This is a genomic window from Henriciella sp. (genome assembly GCF_029937755.1).
Classification (GTDB): Bacteria; Pseudomonadota; Alphaproteobacteria; order Caulobacterales; family Hyphomonadaceae; genus Henriciella.
Map to the genome: position 1 here is coordinate 406,614 of NZ_JAPYPG010000002.1, position 18,429 is coordinate 425,042.

Here is an 18,429-nt window from a genome sequence, read left to right on the forward strand (position 1 = left end):
GCCAGCTTGATCCCGGTTATCAAGAAGTGGGTTTTTCGGAGCTTCAGACAGAGGAAAGGAACATCCCTCGAGGACGAAAGGTTGAGGAAGATATAGCCAGAAGGACAGTTGCGATGAACGAACCGAAAAAGGCAAACCATCGTCAATCGACCCTGGACGAAAAGGCGAAGCCTCGAACCACACCGTCTACTGACGAACAGATTGAAGATCAGAAGGCCTTTCGCGAAAGCTCGGCCTATCCGCCGGCGCCGCCTGAAAACGATGATACTGTAGAGGACGCTGTGCGCCGCAAGAGCTGGGACACTCTCAAGCCCTAGGCGGCCCGCAGGAACCCCTGGCCCCCATCCCACGTTTTACAAGCCTCACAGGAGCCTGCGCTCCAACCGACAGACTGCATCGACCTATGAGGTAAAATTGACGCAATCAGCCGATGTGAAGCCTATGAACAATTCAGAGGGCGGGGGCCGCCCCGTGGTTTTGATTACAGGTGCCGCTGGCGCGCTCGGCAGTGCCCTTGTGGCTGCTCTGGGAGATAAATACCGGATTGTTGGCCTGGATGTGCCGGGCACCGAGGCTGATTGCGAACTGATCGGCTGTGACCTCACGTCTGACCAGTCGGTGCAGGAAGCCCTCAACGAGCTTGCCGACAAGCATGGCCGTTCCATTGCCTCGGTAATCCACCTCGCCGCCTATTTCGATTTCACAGGACAGGAGCATCCGCTTTACGAAAAGCTCAATGTCGACGGCACGAGACGGCTCCTGAAAACCCTGCAGGACTTCGAGGTCGAGCGGTTCATCTATTCCGGAACGATGCTGGTGCATCAGGCCAGCGACCCAGGCATGCCGATCTCCGAGGAAACAGAGCTCAATCCGAAATGGGCGTATCCGAAATCGAAGGCGGCGGCCGAAGCCGTCATCCGCGAAGAGCACGGCGACATCCCCTACACCCTGCTTCATCTCGCCGGGGTCTATGATGAAGACTCCGCCGTTCCGACGCTATCTGAACAGATCCGGCGTATCTATGAACGCAATCCCCATGGCCATGCTTATGCGGGTTCGCTTGCGGTCGGTCAGGCCTTCGTCCACAAGGAGGACATGGTCGAGGCCTTCGGCCGCACGGTCGAACGGCGGGCCGACCTGCCTGACGAGAGCACCATACTGATCGGTGAGCCGGACACGCTCAGCTATGGCGAGCTGCAAGAGGAAATCGCTAACCTCATCCATGGCGACGAAGACTGGCGCACATTCACCCTGCCCAAGCCACTCGCATCGCTGGGAGCCTGGCTGGAATCGAAATCCGAACCCGTCGTTCCCGATGATATCGACCAGGGCCAGAAGCCCTTCATCCGCCCCTTCATGGTCGACATGGCAGACGACCACTATGAACTGAACATCGAACGCGCCCGCCGACTGCTCGACTGGGAGCCTAAGCACCGTCTTCGCGATGTACTGCCTGACATGGTCTCCAATCTGAAGGCCGACCCGCTCGGCTGGTACGAGACCAATGGCATCGTGCCGCCACCATGGCTCACCGCTGCCGGTGAGGAAGACCATGATCCGGATCAGGTCCGGCAAAAGGCCGAAGCCGAGTCGATCGAGCAGCACCGCAATTTCATCTGGGCGCCCTTCCTGAACATGGCGATGGGCGCCTGGCTCATGACCAGTCCGAGCGTGATCGTCTACGATTCCGTCCCGCTCATCTGGAGCGACATGCTCAGCGGCCTCACGGTGATGGTGCTCGCCTTCCTGTCATTGTCCTGGAAGCTGCGCCTCGCACGCTGGGGCATTGCCGCGATTGCAAGCTGGGTGATGTTCGCGCCGCTTGCCTTCTGGGCGCCGACAGGGGCGGTCTATCTGAACCAGACGATTGCCGGCGCCGTGATTTTCGGCCTCGCCGTCCTGGCGCGACCGACACCGGGCGTGAATCCGGCCGCGGCCGCTACAGGACCGACCATCCCGCCGGGCTGGGACCAGTCCCCCTCCAGCTGGTTCCAGCGTGTCCCAATTATCGTCCTCGCCGTCCTCGGCTTTCTCATCTCGCGTCACATGACCGCTTACCAGCTCGGCCATATCGATGGCGTGTGGGAACCCTTCTTCGCAGGCGCTGGCGGCAACGCAAAGAATGGCACAGAGGAAATCGTTACCTCATCCGTGTCTGAAGCCTGGCCGGTGCCTGATGCCGGCGTTGGCGCGCTGACCTACATGCTCGAAATTCTGATCGGCATTGTCGGCTCGACGCGGCGCTGGCGGACCATGCCCTGGCTCGTCCTCATCTTCGGTATCATGATCGTGCCGCTGGGTGTGGTGTCGATCACCTTCATCATCATCCAGCCTATCGTCATCGGCACCTGGTGCACCCTCTGCCTGATCGCGGCGGCCGCCATGCTGCTCCAGATCCCCTATTCCGTCGATGAGTTGCTGGCGACCATCCAGTTCCTGATCCGCCGAAAGAAGCAGGGCCGTCCGGTGCTGTGGGTGCTGTTCCGGGGCGATACCGATGATGGCGGTGACGAACGGGTCGAGGATGATTTTCTGCAGCCACCGGGAACGATTATACGCGACATGGTCACAGGCGGCATGACCTATCCGTGGACGCTACTCGTCAGTGTTGCGCTTGGTATCTGGCTGATGTTCACTCGCCTGACGCTCGGCGCGGAGGGGTCACTCGCCAATGCCGATCACCTGCTCGGCGCACTGGTCGTCACGGTTTCAGTCGCCGCGCTGGCCGAACCGATCCGGCCGGTCCGCCTGCTCAATCTCTGTCTCGGCCTCGCCATCGCGCTGATGCCTTTCATCGTGGAGGCAACACTCCTCCAGATGGCTGCAGATGTCGTTGTCGGCCTCGCCATCGCGGCGCTCAGCCTGCCGCGCGGCAGCATCAATCACCAGTACGGCCAGTGGAGCCGCCACCTGGTCTAGCTGGCTCACATGGTTTCGGAGATGCGGCTGACACTGACCCTGGAGCGGAAACTGTCCTGCTCCCGGCAATACTGGCCGAGATGCACATCAAGCAGGGGTCGCCCGGTTTCAGTCGCAGCGCCGCGCAGGCAAAGCGCATACCCCATCCCCACTGATGAAGTCAGCGCTTCGGTCGGCAGGCTGCCCATGGCCCAGGACAGGAGAACGCCGCCGCTCAGATGGGCCATGGACTGCAACAGCATGTCCACGGGGATATCCTTGTCGAGATAACCCTCCTCCCCGGCGGAGTTGACCAGCCCATACCAGATCGCCCGCATCTGCTTCAGACGCTCCGGCGAAGCCAGCCCTGTCTCCTCCTGCCCTCTCGTATTGAGAAGCGCGCGCCATATCGTTCGATAGAAATCAGGGTCGCTCGTATAATATCCGAAAGCGAGGTCGTGGGCGGCGAAGATCCGGTCTATGCTGTTGGCCGTTTCAAGGCGCTGGAATCGTTCCGTAAAGTCTCGCTCATCCTCGAACACGGCGAGCACCACTGCCCGCTTGGAGCCGAAGAGGTTGTAGGGGGTGGAGAGGCTGACATCCGCACGCTGCGACAGCGCCCGCATGGACAGGTCAGTGTCCCCGGTTTCGCGGATCAGGTCGCGGGCCGCCTTGACGATACGGAGTCTCCGTTCGGCCTTTGCCTGCTCGCGTTTGCTGATCGCTTCATCCAAAAGACTTGTCCTCCCCGGCATCAGGGAGTGGTCTGACGCTGGGCGGCGAGCCGGTCAATGTCGGCCGTGTAGTTGATGGACAGCCCTTGCATCAATTCCTTTCGGGCCGGCCCCGGACTGGGCGGATAGGCCTCAGCATTACGCTTTTTCCCACGCGACCAGTAATACAGCACCTTACCGAAATTGCCCGGCTTCCCCAGCCACTTGTTCGGATGCTCGAGCATGTGAAACCCGCGCATCGCCTGGCGCAGCAGGCGTGTATCAGAGCGTAGGGCAATCCGCACACCATCATCGAAGAAGCTTTCAATCATCTTGCCGCGCCAGCTCTTGCGGTAGTCCGGCGTCAGGGCCTCCTTGGCACGCTTGATGGCCGAACGGTCCTGGGCGCGCTGGTTGATATAGTATGGCCTCAGCTCACGGCGCAGCCGGCTGTGATAATCGATCTGACGCTGAACGGGGTCTTGTGTCTCCTCAAGAGTTTCACGCAACACCTCGGCACTGACAGCCGCAAATGAACAGCCACGACCATAAAGCGGATTGGTCCGAACAAGCGTATCGCCCAGCGGATAATAGTTTCGCGTGACCGGTTTGCCGTCAGCGATCATGTCCCGCCAGCGGCTGATCAGGTCGCCCATGCCATAGACCTTTCCACGGGGTTCCGACCGCTCCGCATTCGTCCAGGGGGCAAGACCGGGAAGCTCCAGGGTAATCGCATGGAACGTGTCCGGATTGAGTATCGCCTTGCGCAGCTCGAACTCTATCTCCGGCACGGCAATCGTGATCGAAAAGCAGCCATTATCGCCCGGAAAAACGCCGAACTTCAGATAGCCGAGATCGCCACTGGCGGGCGGATTATCAGACCGCGACGGCTCTTCCACACCGGGCAGGAGCCTGTAGTGGCGAGTAAAGTACAGGATTCCGGCCGTCTCGCTTTCCTCGGCGATGGGCGCTCCGTCATCCATCAATTTGGTAATCAGGAAGCCGGACTTGCCGCTTGCATCAACTGTGCTGTCGGCTTCCAGTTTTACCGGCTCGCCCTGCTCTTCCCCGCTAACACCCAGCACTTCCGTGACCCCGTCTTCGCCCTGCCGTGTCAGCAGTTCACGCACGAAAAAGCCGGATCTGATGGTGACATTGTCGAGCGTCTCGACATAGCGGCGCATGGCAAGCTCAAGCGTCGTTCGCCGGCTCGTTATGATGGTGAGATCGGCATCTTCAGGCTCAGGCTCATAGGCCTCACGCTGGCGCTCGGTCAGCATCATGTCGAAGGTCAGGTCACGCACGCCCAGCATCTTCAAGTCGTCGAGCAGGCGCGGATGCGACCGCTTGATGATGGTCCGCAACCGGGCAAGGAAAGCATGGCTCTGACGCACATGCCCGGCCCCCTGGCGATGCCAGTCGAGGAAGATGGTATCAGGATCGTCGCCCGGCGGCGCCTGATCGCGCTCGAGGAGGGTAATCCGGCGCCCTGTCGGGGCAAGCGAGAGCGCCGTGCAAAGCCCGCCAATCCCGGCGCCAATGACGAGAACCTCGTCACTCATCCGTCAACCTCCTTCAGAAACTTCAGAATGATGTCGTTGACCTCTTCGGGGGCTTCCTGCTGGGTCCAGTGACCGATGCCCGGGATGAGCTCATTGATCCTGAGATCGCGCACATAGGTAGGCATGGCTTGATAGGCCTCGGCAGCCATCAGGATCACCCCGTCATTGGTCCCGGCGGCGAAGAAGGCCGGCTGGTCGATATGCTCCGGGGCGCCCTTGGTAAGCTCCCAGGTCAGATCGTGATTGCGGTAATAGTTGAGCGGCCCGCGCATGCCCGAGCGGGTGAACTCCTGGGTATAGAATTCCAGGTCTGCCTCACTCAGCCAGCCCGGCAGCGTTTCCGGGTCCGGCAGGCTAGAGAACATGTCGTCATCGGGGCCTTTCGGCGCCAATGTGGTGAGGTCGGTCTCTCCGCCCGCCATGACCAGAAACTTCTTGAGCGCTGTGCGTATATCCGCCTCGAATTCGGCTTCCGCCACACCCGGCTCGAAGAAGTAAAGCTGGTAGAAGAACTGTCCCTTGAACATCTCGCGCATGGCCGGCATCGGCTGAACCGGAGAGCGCGGCATGAACGGCACCGACAGAGCACCGACCGCGCGGACCTTGTCAGGATGGTGCAAGGCGCAAGCCCAGGCTGTCGGCGCGCCCCAGTCATGGCCGATGACCACCGCCTGCTCATAACCAAGCGCCGGGATCAGGCCGATAACATCCTTGCGGACCTCAACCTGATTGTACGCCTCGATCTCTTGTGGCCTGTCGCTCTTGCCATAGCCGCGCATGTCCGGTGCGACGACATGATAGCCCGCTTCTGCAAGCGGGGCGAACTGATGACGCCAAGAGTACCACGACTCCGGAAAGCCATGCAGGAGCAGGACGAGCGGCCCTTCGCCAGCTTCGGCAATATTCAGCTCGATCCCGTTCGTTGCAACACGGCGCTGCGTAACGCCCGGCCAGCTCATTCGGCCGCCACCAGCTCAGGCTGGCTTCCTTTTTCACCGGGCAGGACAGCGCCACGGGCTTCCTGGTAACCTTCCTTGGCCGACCAGGCGATGCCGCCACCGACAATGACCGTATCGACGCCATGGGAGTCACGCACATAGCGGCTGCCATCCCCGGGTACATCCTGCACGAATTTCTCCACGCCCCGGTCAATGGTTTCCGGATCGAAGATCGCGATGTCGGCGATATAGCCCGGCTGAAGGAGCCCTCGTTCCGGAATGCCCCAGATGGAGGCGGTGTCGGAGGTGACCTTCTTCACCGCATCCTCAAGCCGCATCGTCTTCAGGTCACGCACGAAGTGCGCGAGGAGATAGCCCGTATCGCCATAGGTCGAGAAGGAGAGAATATGCGCCCCGCCATCGCTCGCCCCGATATGCACGCGCGGGTGCTTCAGCAGGCTGACAACCTTGTCATCATTATTGTGGCCCATGCTGGCCGCCAGGAAGTGGGCGTCCAGGCCTTCCTCGAGTGAGAGGTCGATCATGGCCTCGACCGGCGTGGTGTCGCGCATTTTCGCGATCTCGCCCAGCGTCTTGCCGACATATTTCTGGTTCGCCTCGGTCTTCACCTGGCGCAGGACCAGGATCGGCCAGAGGTCATTGTAGACCTTCGCTTCCTCGATAAGGGCCTCGCGTTTCCCGGCATCCGAGAAGGTATTCATAATATCCTCATGCGTGCCGAAGCGCATGACCCGGTACCAGCCGGGGATGCGGATGAAGAGCAGGCTCGGCACGGCAAAGGAGAATGAAATGTCGATCGGACGTGTCTGGACTTGCGGCCAGACGCGAGCGCCGCGCGCGAACTGCTCATCGACACGGTCCATCACCTTGTCGACTGCATCGACATTGTCCGAATTCACGAAGAGCGGGGAGAAGGTCGTCGGAATGCTGTATTTGATCGACAACTCGGCCAGCTGGTCGAGCCGGGCAATGGTCAGGTCGGGATCGTAGAACTCCGGCACGATCTGCAGCATCCGCCCATATTCGCCGAGAACCTCAGCCAGTGCCTCCACTTCCCTGGCATCGGCATAGCGGCTCGGCACGGGCTGCAGCGTCTCGTCCATGTCGACATAGCTGGTCGACAGGCCAGCAGCGCCTGCATCGAGACATTCGCGCAGGACGTCCTGCATCTCGGCGAGTTCTTCATCGGTTGCCGTGCGTTCGGTTGCGGCATCATTCATCACCCAGAGGCGGATGACACTGTGACCGACAAGCGGCGCGACATTGATCGCCAGCCCCTTGCGAATGCGCGTGATGTATTCCGCAAACGTCTCCCAGTCCCAGACAACGCCTTCGCGGAACGCCTTGTAGGGCATTTCCTCGATCTGGTTGAACATCCCGACCAGCCGCATCCGGTGATCCGGTTTGAGAGGGGCGAGCGAGAGCGAGCAGTTGCCGGGAACAATCGTCGTCACACCGTGTGAGAGCGCAGGCTTGGCGCAGCCGTCCCAGAGTAGCTGGGCATCAAAGTGCGTATGCGGATCAATGAAACCCGGCGCGACGATCTTGCCTTCGGCGTCAATTTCACGCGTCGCGCTTTCCGCGATGCGTCCGATGCGCGCGATACGATTGTCCTTTACCGCGATGTCTGCGGTGTAGGCCGGCAGGCCGGAGCCGTCGACCACATTTCCCTGGCGAATGATGAGATCATACATGCGGGGCGTTTCCTTGGTTTGAAGTTTTATTAGTCAGGTAGCGGGCAGACGATGCTGCGAGAGCGTCACGCACGAGCTCCCAGCCGAGCCCGGTCAGGGCTTCAGGGGTCTCGGTTCCGCTGGCCTCGAACAGCTTGCGGGTGGCGAACTCGTCAAGCGTCACGAGCGAGCGTCCGCCATTCTCGAATTCGAGCGTGACGATGAGTTCAGCCACGCCGTCATGCGCCGCGGCGATCTGGACATGACTGATGACCGCCCCGCTCATGCGTCAGAGAGCGGAGGTTCGACAAAGATCACATCACTTGGCAGGACCTGATTGCCCGCGCGCGGGCTGGTCTCCGGCGCCGGGGCCCGCATGAACACATGCAGGTTCCAGCTCTGTAAATCCGAGACGGCCTTGTCTTCAGGCCGGTCAGCGAGTTCACGCCGCGCAATCGTCGCCCAGGTGTCGTCACCCGTCGGCAGAATTGATTTCCGCACAGGCGAAAGCTCGGAAACACTCATAAGGACCTCCCATCCGTTATTTTGGAGACCTTACCATGCCCGGCACCGTTTTGGAACATGTTATGATTTTTATCGTGCGGCCTGGATGGCGGTCAACCGAAAGGGACGGCCATCCTGTGGCGGCCTCTACTTGTCCGCCTGCCAGGATGGCTTGCTTGCGGCCTCAGGCGTCGCGGTAGACCGGCTTGCGCTTCTCGAGAAAGGCCTGCATGCCCTCCTTAACATCCTCGGTTTTCGAGCAGAGGATCTGGTTCCGGTTTTCTATCGCCATGGCCGCTTCGAGGCTGGCGGCATCCACCGCCATGTTGAGGCCTTCCTTGGTCAGGCGAAGCCCCATCGGCGAGGTCGCCAGCATTTCGTCGACGAACACCTGTCCGGCCGCTTCCAGTTCATCATCCGGTACGATCTGGTTGACCAGCCCGACGGCCAGCGCGCGCTCGGCATGAATGAAGCGGCCCGTCATCATCAGTTCAGAGGCGATCGTCACCCCGACCAGCCGCGGCAGGAAATAGCTCACCCCCATATCGCAGGCCGAGAGGCCCAGCTTGATGAAAGCGGCATTCATTTTCATGCTCTCGCCACCAATCCGGATATCGGACGCCAGCGCGAACGCGAACCCGCCGCCACAGGCGGGCCCCTGCACCAGTGAGATGATCGGCTGCGGGCACCGGCGCATCTTCACATAGACATCGGCAAGGTAGCCCTGAAAACCGAACCCGCCACCAAAGGGCGGCTCACCGCCGTCCTCACGTGCCTTGATATCGAGGCCGGCGCAGAAGGCCCGGCCCGCTCCCTTCATCACCACGATACGGCAGCTACGGTCATGATAGAGTTTGCCGAAATAGTCGGCGAGTTCGCCAGCCATCTCTGTGTTGATGGCATTGAGCATGTCCGGCCTGTTCAGGGTCAGCCAGTGAACATTGCCGCGAACATCCACGTCTATTGTCTTGTAATCGTACATTTCTGCGCTCCCTACCGGCTGCCCTGCCCGTCATCGACCCGGATACTCGTACCGGTCACCGCATCGGAGGCCGGGCTGACCAGATAGAGCAGCGTGGAGTCGAGCTGGGCCGGGTTGCCGATCCGCTTGCGAGGGAAATGCTGAGCGATATCGCCCATCCGCTCCAGCATGCCATCCATCATTTCGGACTCGAACGCACCGGGCGCGATGGCATTGACGTTGATGTTCTTGCCGGCCCATTCGACGGCGAGCGCTTCTGTGATGCGCACGACTGCAGCCTTCGAGACAGAATAGAGGGCAGCCCCCGCACCGGCATAATGATAGGCCGCCGAAGACGCGATGTTGACGATACGTCCCGGTTGGTCGGCTGCCATAAGCCGGCGGGCAACCTCGCAACTCAGGACAAAAGGCGCCCGGACATTGATATCGAGCACGCGGTCGATGAGATCGATCTCCATCTTGTGCGCCCGCTGGGCATCCGGAATGCCAGCATTGTTGACGAGGATCGTGACGAGGCCGAGTTCGGCTTCAGCCTTCGCGACAGCCGCCTTCAGCTGGTCGGCATCGGTCGCGTCCATTTCCACGGCGAGGGCCTCGCCGCCTGCATCGCGAATCTCCTGCGCAATCGCTTCGAGACGGTCACGACGCCGCGCGGCCAGCGCAACTTTCGCGCCCTGACTGGCGAGGACTTTCGCGAACCGCAGGCCGAGTCCGGACGAGGCGCCTGTCACCAAGGCCGTCTGCCCACTCAAGTCGGTCGAATTATTGGGAAGAGGATAGTCTGTCATTTCTTGCGCCCGCTTGTCGGAATGTCTTTGAACGGAACGTCCTTGTCCACGCGGATATCCCCCGGAAGCCCAAGCACGCGCTCACCAATGATGTTTCGCAGGATTTCGTCGGAGCCGCCCTCGATCCGCGTCGCCGGGGAGCGCATCAGCATGGACTGGAACCGCCCGTTCTGGGGGCTGTCCTCGTCCCACAGCACACCTGACTCGCCCTGCAGATCGAGCGCGAACATGGCGAGCTCCTGCATGGTCGCACCGGCAACAAGCTTGCCGATGGAGTTCTCCGGACCAGGCGTCTCGCCCTTCGAGAGCGCGGAGATGGCCCGCATGCCGGTATATTTCAGACCGCTCTGCTTGACGGCAAACTGGGCGAGCTTCGATCGCACCGCGGAGTCTGCAACCGCAGGCTCGTCATCGACCTCGGCCTCCATGCAGAAGCGGAAGAGTTCAGGAAACCCGGTCGACATGCCTGACCCAATGGACAGGCGCTCATTCATCAACGTGGTGAGCGAGACCTTCCAGCCTTCACCCACAGCGCCAAGGCGCTGGTCATCCGGGATGCGGACATCGGTAAAGTAGACCTCGTTGAAGCCCGACGCGCCATTGGCCTGCTTGATCGGCACGACTTTCACACCGGGCGAATCCATGCGCAGGAAGAACATGGTCAGGCCCTTATGCTTGGGCACATCCGGGTCGGTCCGGGTGATGAGCAGGCCCCAGTCGGAGTTCTGGGCGCCGCTGGTCCAGATCTTCTGGCCGTTGATGATCCAGTCGCCAGACCCGTCATCGGCCTTCACGGCGCGCGTGCGCAGCCCGGCCAGGTCAGACCCGCTGGCAGGCTCGGAAAAGAGCTGGCACCAGATCTCCTCGCCACTCGCAAGCGGTGGCAGAAGCCTCTCCTTCCACTCTTCGTTTGCCCAGGCCATCACCGTGGGACCGCACATGCCGTGGCCGATCGTGAACGGGCCGGACAGCACGGCATACGGGCCTTCCTCCTGCCCCCAGATGACACGCTCCATGGCAGACCGTGCGCCGCCACCATATTCCTTCGGCCAGTGCAGGCAGGCCCAGCCGGCTTCGGCCTTCTTCTTCTGCCAGGCCTTTCCGGCCTCGATCGGATCCTCGCTGGTCAGGCCGCTGGAGCCGAAGCTCGCGCGCTTGAGTTCAGGTTCGAGATGTTTCGGCGCATTCGCATCCAGCCAGTCGCGAACGTCCGCGCGGAAGGCTGCTTCTTCGGGTGTGTCCTGAAAGTCCATCGTCCTGTCTCCCTTTACGCTGCCGCGTCCACATTGCCGGCACTCATCCGCTCGATGAGCAGGCTCTCCCAGGTCGAGAGCGAGCCCAGCGCGAGCGCAAGCGCGTTCGACCGGCGGTAATAGAGGTGGCAGTCATATTCCCAGGTGAAGCCCATGCCGCCATGGGTCTGGATATTGTTCTTGGCGCAGTGCTGGAACGCCGTCGTTGCCGAGACACGCGCGGTCGCTGCGGCAACCGGCAGTTCAGCCGCGCTCGTCGCCAGCGCCCAAGCGCCGTAATAGCAGTTCGACCGGGCCAGCGTTGCGGAGACATACATGTCTGCCAGCATGTGTTTGATCGCCTGGAAAGAGCCGATCTGGCGGCCGAATGCCATCCGTTCGAGCGCATAGTCACGGGCCATTTCAAGGGCTCGATCTGCCCCGCCCAACTGTTCGAAACCGATCAGGATCGCCGCGCGGTCCATGACCTGCGACGCGATATGCCAGCCATCGCCCGCCCCGCCGATCCGGCTTGCAGGAACCCCGTCAAAACTCAGCCGCGTCTGCGCGCGCGTCGGATCTATCGACTCCAGCGCTTCGCGGCTCACGCCGTCTGCTTTCAGATCGACAAGGCAGAGCGTCACCCCCTCGGCCTCGCGCGCCGCGACAATGGCGACATCGGCAATCGCCCCATCGGCGACAGGCGCTTTGACCCCCGTAAGCTTGCCGTTCTCGAACCGCGCGGAAACCTTTTCGGCGCGCATGCGGCCACGGCCCTCATTGAGCGCAAAACATCCGATCGCTTCGCCGGCGGCAAGCCGCGGGAGCCACTCTGATTTCTGTTCCTCTGACCCAGCCTGCATCAGACATTCCGCCGTGAGGTAGATCGAGGACGCAACGGGAACGGGCGCCAGGACGCGCCCCAACTCTTCCGCAACGACGCAAAGCTCCAGATGACCGAGCCCAACCCCGCCATACTCTTCAGGGATGGCAGCGCCCAGCACGCCGAGTTCGGCAAGCCCCCTGTACAGCCCGGCATCATGGTCCGGCTCACCCTCAAGGATGTTTCGCACCACCGAAGGTGGACAGTTTTCACCTAGAAAGCGGCGCACCTGATCGCGCAGCTGCTTCTGCTCATCCGAAAAATCGAGATTCATTCTTTTTTCCTCCCGAGCCTGCACCACAGTCACCCATGAGCCATGGGTGCATGTCAGCTCAGCCATGTCGTTTCTGGCGTATGCCGGGAACCTTGCCACCTTGCCGCATATGTCGGCAACGATTTCCCCGCGTCACCCGCCCGGATCGCCGGAGCAGGCAGATAGTGGCCAGAATGAGCAAAGCCGGGAGGGGCCGCACCAAAAGCGACGCCCGAACCACACCGATCCGCCTTCACGCATGCAGAAAGGCAAACAAGAAATCAGAGAAGGGCTGACCGCGTGATATCCAGGCCGCCAGCCCCTAGGCACAGAAGTGTGCGGTCTTATTGCCCTGAGACCTGCATATCCAGCGTCAGTTCAAGCGCCTTGCGGAAACCGATCTGTGTATTCAGGACCTCAAAGGTCAGCGCAATGGAAGGGCTGACAGCACCCGTCCGCACCTGCACAGTGAACGAACCGTTGCGATCAACATGGACCAGGTCACCCACATTCTGGAAAGTGGCGTCACCCACATTGTTCAGGGTGAAACTGACCGGGCACTCGTTGACGATCTCGACCGGCAGCACGGAGGTTTCATCCGGATATCCGGATGTCTCCAGGCTGAGACAGGCACGGACAAGCGCCTCGACATTTTCCGGCCGGCCGAGCAGGTCGTCATAGGACCAGGCAACCGTGTCACCTGCAAAGAGAGCCGTCTTCATCGCCTCCTTGGTGCGTGCTTTAGCGAGGATCAGTGTCATCGGACGGTGCCCGCCATGACCGGCTTCATGCGTCCAGTCGACCAGACCGTGAATGTCGGACGTCCCCATCACCGTCAGACCATGCTCGAGCGCAAGCTGGAGGGCATGTTCAGAATGACCGTCGAGCGTCCCGTTCACAACCTCGATGCCATGGATCAGGCCCTCCTTGATCAGGCCCAGCTGGTAGTCTGTCAGACGAGCAATCGCATCTGGTGCATGCGGAATCCAGTTCGGGTGATTGACGAAGACAAAGGCCTGCTGGTCATTCGCTGCCTTGATCGCCTCGCGCGGATCATCAACCAGAAGCGCATTGGCATCATCCAGGAAGACGGCGTTGATGTGCCCGTGTGGCTGGTTGCGCGTGATCTCCGCACCGTTGATCAGCATCAGTCCGTCCTCCTCGGACTTCTCCAGCGTGTCCCGTGCAACCTCATATGAGCGGTTGCGATCAGGATGCGGGATGTCTGCCTTGTGCGGCTGGTGCTCAAGATGTTCGGTGACGGCCAGCAGTCCTAGTCCGTCACGCTGGGCCTCCTTCACGCGGATGGATGGCCAGACCTCGCCATCGGAGAACACCGAATGCGTATGCAGGTCGGCAGCAAGAATGACACGACCGTCTTCGGTCTCAGGGAACTCTACAGCGCGCTCGTGCGCGAAGGCCGGGGAAATGTGCAGGGCGATAGCGGCGGCCATCAGAAGCTTGATACGCATGGTGGGTGTCCTCGATTGATTGTGAGCGATTACATGTCCCGGAGCGTCATCTCTGCGTCCGTGGAAACGGGTGAATCCGGATCGGCCGCGTCTGCCACCGTGCGGAAACTGGCGGTCCAGTCGCGGGCACCGGCTACGCAGCGCAGGTAACCGCGGTCGGTACCGTTTGCGTATTTCACATGAGGGTTGGCATCGCGGGCCTCGTCGATACGCCCGTGCCAGGAACAGATTGACGAAATAGAGGTCGCGGCAAAATTTTGCGCGACCGGCAGCGTTGAACGATCATCAGGATCACGATGAACGGTCATGGCTGCGCCACAATGCCAGTCACCGCTCAGGATCACCGGGTTGGAAACATCATTCGCAAGCGCATCGATGATCCGCTGGCGCTGGACGGGGTACCCATCCCACTGGTCCATGTTGCGCTTACGGCTCTGCGGATCATCAACATAGTCAAACGGTGCGAACCAGGTTTGCTGGGCCAGGACATTGTAGCGGGCATCACTCTTGCGCAATTGCTCCAGCAGCCAGGCCTCCTGAACCTTGCCGGTCATCGTACGGGCGGGATCATCCAGCGCCGTGCACGGTGGGTCTCCGGGAAACCCGTCACCGCAGACCTGATCGGAGCGGTACTGGCGTGTATCGAGCAGGTTCACCTGAGCCGGACCGAAGCGATACGCCCCATACATCTGCAGCTCGCCACCAAGGCGCATCAGATTGGGCGGCATTTCGATCGGCATGTGCTCGTAGAAGGCCTGAAACGCGGCCTGACGGCGTACGGCGAATTCGAGGTCGCTCTGCTTGCCTGGATCCTGGGGAACAAGGCCCGCCCAATTATTGTCGACCTCGTGATCATCCATGGCGACGATCCACGGTGCGGCGGCATGAGCGGCCTGCAGGTGCGGGTCACTGCGATAGAGCGCATACCGGTTGCGGTAGTCGTTGATCGTCGTGATTTCGGCGCTGTTGTGCTGACGGACAACCGTGTAATCCAGCGTTACGCCGCCATAGTCCCTGCGAACCGGCCCAAGCGTGGAAACACCGCCTTCATAGATATAATCGCCAACGTGAATGACCGCGTCGGGTGCCCACTCGGCCAGATCGCGATAGGCCGCATAATAGCCAGTTTCCCAGGCTTGGCAGTTGGCAAGCGCCAGGCGGGCCTCTTTCGCCCTCCCGTCGGTCGTTTTGGTGCGGCCGACAGGGCTCTCGTCGTCACCGAAATAGAATTGATAGAAGTACTCCCTTCCCGGCTCGAGCCCATCGATACGGACGTGAACGGCGTGCGCCTTCAGGTGGGATGTCGAGACAAGCCCGGCTCTCACTTCCTGGCGCATCGCCTCGTCATTGCAGACCCGGTAACGAACATCGACAAGGCCGGGTGCCATACCCCCGCCATTAAGCGGATCAGGCGCAAGGCGCGTCCAGAGGATCACGCTGGTCTCTCGTGGCGTGCCCGACGCCACGCCCAGAGTAAAATGATACTTTGAAGACTGCGCACGGGCGAGTGCCGGGACCCAGAGCGCGGCGCTGGATGAGGCGAGAAACAGGCGGCGGGTAAACATGGTCTCGAAACTCCGTCAGGCGTGAAGGGGGTACCGCCGGCAGGGAGGGGTTGTCCTGCCGGCGGTCGACAGGGCCAGTCATGACGTCTCCGGGCGACACGGATGTGACGCCCGGAAACCGGATTGGCCCTAGAAGGTGTACTCGTACTGGATCCAGACCGAGCGCGGTTTGCCGTTCCAGCCATACTGACGGTAGTACGCGCTATCGTTCGGACCGATCTCACCGCGGACAACGGCGCGATCGCGGCTGTAACCAGAGCCGCCCGAAGCCCGCTCGTAATAGTCCTCGTCGAGCAGATTCACGCCGCGGACCAGGAAGCGGTGCTGCTTCTCGTCACCAAGGAAGTACTGGATTGATCCGTTAAGGACGAAATAGTCACCGAAATTCAGGTCTTCGACGACACGCTGGCCGTTCTCATCCACGAGACGGGCGAGGCTGGTGCCGGCATAGGCCCATTCCGGTCCTTGCCAGCGCGGGTTCAGGGAAAAGACCCAGCGGTCCGTCGGCTTGTAGGTAACGAGGCCTGACAACGTCCATTCCGGACGCTCTGAGGACTGACGGAACTCAGCAGACCCAGCCGCACCAGGCACGACATAGTCGAGATCGGTCGTTGTGCCATCCAGACGGGCCATCACACCCTGAACCGGATTAGGCTCCAGCGATTGCATGTCAGTGAAGGAAAAGTCTGCCTGCCACTTCTCGAAGTCGAATGCGACGTCGATGGTAAAGCCCTCGATGTCCTGGGTGGCCAGGGCATTCACGGCCACCGTTTCGCCGGACTCAAGCCCCTGGGACGCCGCGGTACTGCAGAAGGCGTTCGGCGCGACGATGTTGCGGCGATTGTTCTCGATCGCGCTGGTATCATTTACCAGGTTCGGGAAAAGCGGGTCTGCAATATCGTTGGCGTATTCCAGACATACCGCACCGATTGCACGGGACGTGAAGAGGTTGTCGATCTCGGTCTCGAAATAGCCAAGCTCGATATTGTAGGTGCCGCCGAAGATGTCTCCGTCGATACCGGCCCCGACATTGAAGGCGTTCACCTTCTGGGGTTCCAGCCCCGGATTGATATTCGAGCCTTCCCCGAACGCGCCGATCTCATCAATCTTTGGCAGGCTGTAGGAGGTACCGCCTGAACCACGGGCATAGAGACCATATCCAAAGTCCTGACGTAGGCCGACCTTCCAAATCGACTGGTCGTCGAAGTTGTCATTGAAGTCCTGCCGCGCTGCGAAGGAGCCACTGAACCCGTCCAGGACAGGAAGGGTCAGGCGAAGGTCGCCATAGACACCCGTGCTTGTCAGCGTCACATCACGCACGCCGAAATCATCGTCAGAATTGTCGGTATAGCTCGTATTCTGCACGCCAGCGACCACCTCGACCCTGTCATTGAAGGTGTAGGTTGCCCGTGCATTGAAGCCGTAATCGACATAGCCGGACTCGCGCTGGTCAACGGTGCCGAACCCCTTTGTCGGTCCGCCATCACCGAAACTCGCCGTGGACTGGATCACATAGCCGATCGGGTTGCCGATCGGGAATGGATTGTCGACGGTTCCATAAGGCTGGCCGTAATAGGGACTGTCGGGATCGTTGTTGACCCAGAAGGCGCGGTCGATGCCTTCCGGCGTGTTCGGAACATCATCATAGGCCCCGCCGGCCGAACCATTTGGATTGGTCACACACCCGGCAGGAAGGCCGGAGATACCAGCGGCGAATGTCTCGAACTGACTTGCCGTCGCAAAGCCGGTAATGCCCTGGTCCGCAGCGATCGCCTGGATATCTTCAGGCAGATCCTGGAGACGCGGGATCTGGCAGATCCGTGCATCGATCTCGTTATTCTTGAGCTGCGGGTCCTGATAGTGCGCTTCGAGATCAAGCTTCAGCTTGTCACTGAAGCGATGCTCGAACGACCCGAAATAGATGGGAAATTCGGTGAAGTTCGGCTGGAAAACGGTCGATTGCGGGAAGGAATCGCGGAAATCGATCGTTGTATAGGAAGCGCCGAGACGCAGCTCCGTATCCGGACCGATATCCCAGAGATACTTCGCACCAAGGCTGTTGAAGCTGTAGGGAAATTCGTGACGGCCGCCGAGGGCGAGAACGTTGTCTCCGTAGGCTTCCGTATCGAAGATTTCATGAGCATCCGTCTCGTACGACCGGCCGTAAACCAGCAGAGAATGTTTCCCAGCCTTGTCGATCGGGAAGGAAATGTTTCCATAGAGTTCGCGCGTCTTGTAGGAACCGGTATAGACGCCAAATTGTCCCTTCAGCGTGCCATCGGGCTCCTTTGTCTTTACACTGACGACGCCCAGGCCGCCGTTCGAACCGAAATAGAGGCTGTTGCCACCCCTGTAGACTTCGACGCTCTCGATCATGCGGGGATCAATGGCGGTGGCAGGCCAGAGGTCCTCCAGAGGCGAAGACCGGTCGAAGTAAGGGACACCGTCTACCAGAAGCAGCGTGTCACGGTCGGTGCCACCATCGATGCGGATGGTAAACTCGCCCTCGTCCGGCGAGTAGCCGATATTGGCACCACGAATGAGACCGGAGGCAAGTTCGCCGAAATTGGTGAAGCCGCCGGTTTCGATTTCTTCGGACGTGATGACCTGGACCTGTGTGCCGAACTCCGCAAAGTCGACGGCGAGGTCGCTCACCGACGTATCGACCTGTTGCCCCTCGACGCGGATAGTCTCCAGTCGGCGGGAGCTGTTATCCGGCTCGGGCTCTGCGAAAGCAGCGGGTATCGCCGTGGTCGACAGCAAGAGGCCGAGCCCCAGGCTGAGTGATCTGTTTACGCGGACTGTCATGACTTCTGCCTCCATCAATCCCCTCGGCCGCCAGGACCGGCGGCCGTCAGTTGCCTAATTCGCGGGAGCAGGACTGCTCCGGCAGGGTCGTGCTCTAGAGGCCGAAAGCGACGACTCGATGAACTTTACGCAAAACT

The 18,429-nt window shown here is 60.8% G+C and carries 15 protein-coding genes; 2 read left to right on the forward strand and 13 right to left on the reverse strand.

Annotated features, from left to right (window positions below):
* Nucleotides 1–113: 113 nt before the first annotated feature.
* Complete coding sequence (locus Q1K29_RS07325) at nt 114–317, forward strand: hypothetical protein (RefSeq protein ID WP_300392715.1); 204 nt, start codon at nt 114–116, stop codon at nt 315–317.
* A 124-nt stretch (nt 318–441) separates the two neighbouring features.
* The gene (locus tag Q1K29_RS07330; protein ID WP_366524179.1) at nt 442–2,919 is read left to right on the forward strand and encodes a vitamin K epoxide reductase family protein; all 2,478 of its coding nucleotides are present in this window, start codon (nt 442–444) and stop codon (nt 2,917–2,919) included.
* A 5-nt stretch (nt 2,920–2,924) separates the two neighbouring features.
* Here Q1K29_RS07330 and Q1K29_RS07335 read toward each other — a convergent pair whose 3' ends face one another.
* From Q1K29_RS07335 to Q1K29_RS07395, 13 genes are all read right to left on the reverse strand, one after another.
* Nucleotides 2,925–3,632: a helix-turn-helix domain-containing protein gene (locus Q1K29_RS07335; protein WP_300392720.1), complete on the reverse strand. Its 708-nt coding sequence runs from the start codon at nt 3,630–3,632 to the stop codon at nt 2,925–2,927.
* A gap of 20 nt (nt 3,633–3,652) precedes the next feature.
* Entirely contained in the window at nt 3,653–5,173 is a 1,521-nt protein-coding gene (locus Q1K29_RS07340) for an FAD-binding protein (protein ID WP_300392723.1), read from the reverse strand.
* Complete coding sequence (locus Q1K29_RS07345; protein WP_300392726.1) at nt 5,170–6,132, reverse strand: alpha/beta hydrolase; 963 nt, start codon at nt 6,130–6,132, stop codon at nt 5,170–5,172. The genes Q1K29_RS07340 and Q1K29_RS07345 overlap by 4 nt, the downstream gene beginning before the upstream one ends.
* A complete protein-coding gene (locus tag Q1K29_RS07350) occupies nt 6,129–7,826 on the reverse strand; it encodes an amidohydrolase family protein (protein ID WP_300392729.1) in 1,698 nt (565 codons plus the stop codon). The genes Q1K29_RS07345 and Q1K29_RS07350 overlap by 4 nt, the downstream gene beginning before the upstream one ends.
* Nucleotides 7,819–8,091, reverse strand: coding sequence for a hypothetical protein (locus Q1K29_RS07355; protein WP_300392732.1), 273 nt, complete (start codon nt 8,089–8,091; stop codon nt 7,819–7,821). The genes Q1K29_RS07350 and Q1K29_RS07355 overlap by 8 nt, the downstream gene beginning before the upstream one ends.
* Nucleotides 8,088–8,330: a hypothetical protein gene (locus Q1K29_RS07360; RefSeq protein WP_300392734.1), complete on the reverse strand. Its 243-nt coding sequence runs from the start codon at nt 8,328–8,330 to the stop codon at nt 8,088–8,090. The genes Q1K29_RS07355 and Q1K29_RS07360 overlap by 4 nt, the downstream gene beginning before the upstream one ends.
* 163 nt (nt 8,331–8,493) lie before the next feature.
* Nucleotides 8,494–9,291, reverse strand: coding sequence for an enoyl-CoA hydratase-related protein (locus Q1K29_RS07365; RefSeq protein WP_300392737.1), 798 nt, complete (start codon nt 9,289–9,291; stop codon nt 8,494–8,496).
* 11 nt (nt 9,292–9,302) lie between these two features.
* Nucleotides 9,303–10,079 carry an SDR family NAD(P)-dependent oxidoreductase gene (locus Q1K29_RS07370; protein WP_300392740.1) on the reverse strand — a complete coding sequence of 259 codons (777 nt, stop codon included), beginning with the start codon at nt 10,077–10,079 and terminating at the stop codon, nt 9,303–9,305.
* On the reverse strand, nt 10,076–11,332 hold the full coding sequence (locus tag Q1K29_RS07375) for an acyl-CoA dehydrogenase (protein WP_300392743.1): 1,257 nt from the start codon (nt 11,330–11,332) through the stop codon (nt 10,076–10,078). Before Q1K29_RS07375 ends, Q1K29_RS07370 begins: the two co-directional genes overlap by 4 nt.
* Nucleotides 11,333–11,346: 14 nt before the next feature.
* Nucleotides 11,347–12,468, reverse strand: a complete 1,122-nt coding sequence (locus Q1K29_RS07380; RefSeq protein ID WP_300392745.1) for an acyl-CoA dehydrogenase family protein — start codon at nt 12,466–12,468, stop codon at nt 11,347–11,349.
* Between the two features lie 323 nt (nt 12,469–12,791).
* The gene (locus tag Q1K29_RS07385) at nt 12,792–13,919 is read right to left on the reverse strand and encodes an Sb-PDE family phosphodiesterase (RefSeq protein WP_300392748.1); all 1,128 of its coding nucleotides are present in this window, start codon (nt 13,917–13,919) and stop codon (nt 12,792–12,794) included.
* Between the two features lie 29 nt (nt 13,920–13,948).
* Complete coding sequence (locus Q1K29_RS07390; protein ID WP_300392751.1) at nt 13,949–15,484, reverse strand: alkaline phosphatase D family protein; 1,536 nt, start codon at nt 15,482–15,484, stop codon at nt 13,949–13,951.
* A 129-nt stretch (nt 15,485–15,613) separates the two neighbouring features.
* The gene (locus Q1K29_RS07395; RefSeq protein ID WP_300392753.1) at nt 15,614–18,292 is read right to left on the reverse strand and encodes a TonB-dependent receptor plug domain-containing protein; all 2,679 of its coding nucleotides are present in this window, start codon (nt 18,290–18,292) and stop codon (nt 15,614–15,616) included.
* Between the last annotated feature and the right edge of the window lie 137 nt (nt 18,293–18,429).